6 protein-coding genes are annotated in these 4,953 nt (G+C 72.5%); all 6 read right to left on the bottom strand.

Going from position 1 to position 4,953, the window contains the following annotated elements:
• Nucleotides 1-28: 28 nt before the first annotated feature.
• Nucleotides 29-712, bottom strand: a complete 684-nt coding sequence (locus AC1DUQ_RS17630) for a DivIVA domain-containing protein (protein ID WP_477063086.1) — start codon at nucleotides 710-712, stop codon at nucleotides 29-31.
• 129 nt (nucleotides 713-841) lie between these two features.
• Nucleotides 842-1,126 carry a YggT family protein gene (locus tag AC1DUQ_RS17625; protein WP_477063085.1) on the bottom strand — a complete coding sequence of 95 codons (285 nt, stop codon included), beginning with the start codon at nucleotides 1,124-1,126 and terminating at the stop codon, nucleotides 842-844.
• A gap of 3 nt (nucleotides 1,127-1,129) precedes the next feature.
• Entirely contained in the window at nucleotides 1,130-1,624 is a 495-nt protein-coding gene (locus tag AC1DUQ_RS17620; RefSeq protein ID WP_477063084.1) for a cell division protein SepF, read from the bottom strand.
• Between the two features lie 146 nt (nucleotides 1,625-1,770).
• Complete coding sequence (pgeF, locus tag AC1DUQ_RS17615; protein WP_477063083.1) at nucleotides 1,771-2,532, bottom strand: peptidoglycan editing factor PgeF; 762 nt, start codon at nucleotides 2,530-2,532, stop codon at nucleotides 1,771-1,773.
• Between the two features lie 7 nt (nucleotides 2,533-2,539).
• Complete coding sequence (ftsZ, locus tag AC1DUQ_RS17610) at nucleotides 2,540-3,796, bottom strand: cell division protein FtsZ (protein WP_056093423.1); 1,257 nt, start codon at nucleotides 3,794-3,796, stop codon at nucleotides 2,540-2,542.
• A 223-nt stretch (nucleotides 3,797-4,019) separates the two neighbouring features.
• The coding region (locus AC1DUQ_RS17605) for a cell division protein FtsQ/DivIB (protein WP_477074238.1) at nucleotides 4,020-4,953 on the bottom strand (934 nt) is incomplete at its 5' end.

The following is a 4,953-nucleotide window of genomic DNA, read 5'->3' as shown; positions in this document are numbered from 1 at the left end:
GTCCGGCGGGTGGTCGCCGGACACGACGTCAGAGGTTCTGGCCGTCTCCGACCGGCTGCGGCTGACCCGACCGCGGCGGCAGGGCGTTGCCGCGGTTGTCCAGGTCGCCGAGCAGGTTCTCGAGGTAGCTCTTGAGGCGGGTCCGGTAGTCGCGCTCGAACACCCGCAGCTCGTCGATCTTGCGCTCCAGGAGCGAGCGCTCCTGCTCGAGCTGACCGAGCGTGCGCTGCGACGTCTCCTCGGCCTCGCGCACGATGCGGTTGGCCTGGCTCTTGGCCTCACCGACGAGGCGGTCCGACTCCTCCTGGCCGCTGCGCACGTAGTCGTCGTGCAGCTTCTGGGCCAGCGCGAGCATGCCCGTGGCGGACTCCGGCTCGCTCGTCCGCGCGCCGCTCTGCACAGGCGCGACGATCGGGGCGGGCTGGGCGACGGGGGCGGCGATCACCGGCGCGGGAGCCGGGATGGGCTCGGGCGTGGGCTCCGGCTTGGGTGCCGGCGCGGCCTGCTGGGCACCCGCACGACTGAGCTCGGCGATCCGGCGCTCGGCCGCCGCCAGCTTCGTCTTCAGGTCGTCGTTCTCACCCTGCAGGTCGCGCAGCGTGTTGACGACCTCGTCCAGGAAGTCGTCGACCTCGTCCTGGTCGTAGCCCTCGCGGAACTTCGTGGCCTGGAACTTCTTGTTCAAGACCTCGTCTGCAGTCAGCAGAGCCATCGTCATCACCTCAGTCGGTAGTGCTCGGTCGGGCCGGCGGCAGTCCACCGACCGCCTCGGGCCACGGTATCGGAGAATGCGGTGCGCGCACGTCCCCGCGACACGCCCATGGACAGGTGGATCGTCAGGTCAGATGCGGCTGAGGATGGACATCAGGATCGAGCATCCCAGCACGAGGACCAGGAAGGCGAGGTCCAGACGGACGGATCCGATGGCGAGCGGGGGCAGGATCCGCCGCAACGCCTTGAGCGGAGGATCGGTGACGGTGTACGTCGCCTCCGCGATCACCAGGGCGATCCCGGAGGGGTGCCAGTCCCGCGCGAAGAACTGCACCCAGTCCAGCACGAGCCGGATCAGGAGCAGGATGAAGAACGCGAGGACGACGTAGAACAGCAGTGCGGCGACGAGTTGCACGCGTCAGCTCTGGTTGTAGAAGCCCGCACGCGCCGGCGGCTCTGCGACGGGGCCGGCAGCCTCGCCGGCGACCTCGACGTGCGCCGGCGAGAGCAGGAACACCTTGCTGGTCACCCGCTCGATCGCGCCGTGCAGCCCGAAGATCAGACCCGCGGAGAAGTCGACGAGCCGCTTGGCGTCGGCGTCGTCCATGTCCGTGAGGTTCATGATGACCGGGGTGCCCTCGCGGAACGCCTCGCCGATCTTGCGCGCGTCGTTGTACGAGCGGGGGTGGATCGTGGTGATGCGACGGAGCTCACCAGCGGGTGCRGGAGCGTGCTGCGCCGCCTGCGTGGGCAGCGACGTGCGCGTCGGCCGGTGCAACGGCGTGACCTGGGCCTCGTACTCCTGCGGCACCGCGACCTCCTGGTCGTCGAACTCCTCGAGGTACTCCTCGTGCTCCGACCGGTCGTCGGCCAGGCCGAGGTACAGCATCGTCTTGCGCAGCGCTCCGGCCATCGCCTTGGCTCCCTCCCCGGATCTCTCCGGACCACCCCGGAGCCCCTGCCGGTCCTGACGGCGACGGTGGGCTCCCTCTGCCGGTCACGGTAGCAACGCGCGCGTTCCGGTCACCGGTGCGACACGCCCGACAACCTCGGCGGCTGTCACGCCTGCATGCCGACCACCCCGGCGAACCGGCCTGTGCGGGGCGAACGCCGGTAGGAGAACAGCGCGGGGTCCGTCCACGTGTCGCGCGCCTGCACGGTGACGCGCCCGACACCGGCCCGCCGCAGCACCGCGACGACGCCCGCGGGCAGGTCGAGGGCAGGGGTCCCCCAGTCGGTCGTCGCCCGCGTCTCCGGGACCGCGTCCGCGACCTCGTCCCGCAGGGCGGCGGGCACCTCGTACGACTCCCCCGCGATCGACGGTCCGAGGGCCGCCCGGATCCGGTCGACGTCCGCGCCCTGGGTGACCATCGCGGAGACCGCCGCCTCGACGACTCCGGCCACCAGCCCGCGCCGACCGGCGTGCACCGCGGCCACCACGCCGGCGGAGGCGTCCGCCAGCAGCACGGGCACGCAGTCGGCCACGAGCACCGCGACCGCGACCGACGGGTCGACGGACACCAGGGCGTCGTACTCGCCGACCGAGATGGCGCCCGCCGCGGGCGGCTCGGACAGGACGACGATCCCCGTCCCATGCACCTGCGCGGCGTACGCGACCGGCACTCCTGCCCACCGCTCGAGCCGTGCCCGGTTGCGCGCGACGTCGGACGGCTCGTCGCCCACCTGGTAGCTGAGGTTCAGGGCGTCGTACGGCGGGCGGCTCACCCCGCCGCCGCGCGTGCTGAACCCTGCTCGGACGCCGGGCCCGAGATCGACCTCCACGACGGGCGGGAGGTCGTTCCCGGGCTGCGTTCCGCTCACGGCCCGGCTACTTGAGGAAGTCCGGTACGTCCAGCTCGTCGCGGTCGCGCCGGGGGGCGTCCTCGCTGAAGATCCGGGGCACCTCCAGCGCTCCCGTGATCGGCGTCGGCTCCGCCTCGGTGGACAGGAAGGCCGGGACGTCGGGCTGAGCCGGCGCGGCCGCACGGTTCTGCGTGTAGGAGCCGACGGGGACCAGCTGCTCCTCGGGGTCGAGCACCGGGCGCGGCGTCGGGACCTGTGAGGCGACGGCCGGCACCTGACGGGCCGAGTTGCCGCTGACCTGACCGAGCGCGCGGGCGTCGCGGCGGATCGTCGGCGAGCCGGAGTCGAAGCCGGCCGCGATGACGGTGACGCGGACCTCGTCGCCCAGGGCGTCGTCGATCACGGCACCGAAGATGATGTTGGCCTCGGGGTGCGCGGCCTCCTGGACCAGCCGCGCGGCCTCGTTGATCTCGAAGAGCCCGAGGTCGGAGCCACCCTGGATGGACAGCAGCACGCCGTGCGCGCCGTCGATGCTGGCCTCGAGCAGGGGCGAGGAGATCGCCATCTCGGCGGCCTGGACCGCGCGGTCGTCGCCGCGGGCGAAGCCGATGCCCATGAGCGCCGAGCCGGCACCCTGCATGACGGACTTCACGTCCGCGAAGTCGAGGTTGATCAGGCCGGGCGTGGTGATCAGGTCCGTGATGCCCTGGACACCCGACAGCAGCACCTGGTCGGCCGAGTGGAACGCGTCCAGCACCGACACCGAGCGGTCGGAGATCTGCAGCAGCCGGTCGTTGGGGATGACGATGAGGGTGTCGACCTCGGCGCGCAGCGCCTCGATGCCCGAGTCGGCCTGCACGGAACGACGACGGCCCTCGAAGGTGAACGGGCGCGTGACCACACCGATGGTCAGGGCACCGAGCGACCGGGCGATCCGCGCGACGACGGGCGCGCCACCGGTGCCGGTGCCACCGCCTTCGCCCGCGGTGACGAAGACCATGTCGGCGCCCCGCAGGACGTCCTCGATCTCGTCCTTGTGGTCCTCGGCGGCCTTCTTGCCGACCTCGGGGTCCGCGCCGGCGCCGAGGCCGCGCGTGAGCTCGCGACCGACGTCGAGCTTGACGTCCGCGTCCGACATCAGCAGCGCCTGGGCGTCGGTGTTGACGGCGATGAACTCGACACCCTTGAGGCCGACCTCGATCATGCGGTTCACGGCGTTGACGCCGCCGCCGCCGATGCCGACGACCTTGATGACCGCCAGGTAGTTCTGCGGAGCTGCCACGGTGGGTGCCTCTCGTTCTGTGCCGGTCGCGGCCGGGGCCACGTGGTCCGTCCGCGGCCCGCTCGACGGCGGGACAGGGTCGGGGTGAAACCTTCACCCTCTACTTGAGGGTTATAGTTATGTCAGGTGTGCTGTCAGTGCGTGACGCTAGGTGCCGTCCGGACCTCGAGCAACGACCGCGCCGCGCGTGTCGGGAGTTGCTTGAGAATCTCGCCCATACCCTTCACTTCGTGATGGGCAGGCGAGGCGCGGACACGTCGATGATGGTCGCTCCCGCAGCGGCCGGCGACGCGCGCAGGGCGGACAGGACCGCGATCTTCAGCGGGGTCTCGCTCGCGCTCCCCCAGTCGACGCGCACGCCGTCGCGCAGGCTCATGGTCACGGTGTCCTGGGTGCGTGCCGACACGCCACCCACCTGCGCGAGCAGCTCGACCGGCAGCCTCTGGAGCACGCTGAGCACCGCGGTGAGCGTGCGCTTGTCCCCCACCGGCACGTCCACCACCGGCAGACCGTCGGGGGCGGCATCGACGCGGCCGACCTGGACGCCTTCCATGTCGAGCAGGGCGAACCCGGGTGCACCGTGCGTCGCGGCGCTCGACTCCTCCGGGACGGCGGCGACCGGCTCGCGGGCCACGAGCACCACGACGAGGCCGTGCGGCCACGACCTGGTGACGCGTGCCTCCCGGACGCCGGGCACCTCGAGGACCTCGTCGCGCAGCCGCACCGTGTCCAGGCGCGGCAGCGGGGTGCTCGCGTGCGCGTCGACCACCGCGAGCACCTGGTCGACGGCGACCACGGTCCCGGCCCCCTCGACGTCGACCTGCGCCGGCTCGAGCGCGAGCACCGGGGAGATGAGCAGGAGCCAGCCGAGCGAGCCGACCGCGAGCACCGACCCGACCGCCAGCAGCACCTGCCGACGGGCGAGGTTCCGGCGGGCACGGGACCGCTCGGCGAACCGGGCGACCGAGCTGGTGGACACCACGGGCGGGGCCACCGGACCGGCGTACTTGCGGGCACCACCGGCGCTGTACGTGGTGACCGCGCGTCCGAAGGCCTGGCCGTCCTGCTGGGCCGGCGTCGGGGCGGTCGTCGGCCTCGGGGCGGTCGCGGGCTTCGGGGCGGCCGCCGGCCTGGCGGGCGTCGCTCGCGCCGCGGCC

This window comes from Cellulomonas sp. P4_B5_2, assembly GCF_056402235.1.
This window is presented reverse-complemented; position numbering and strand designations above follow the sequence as displayed.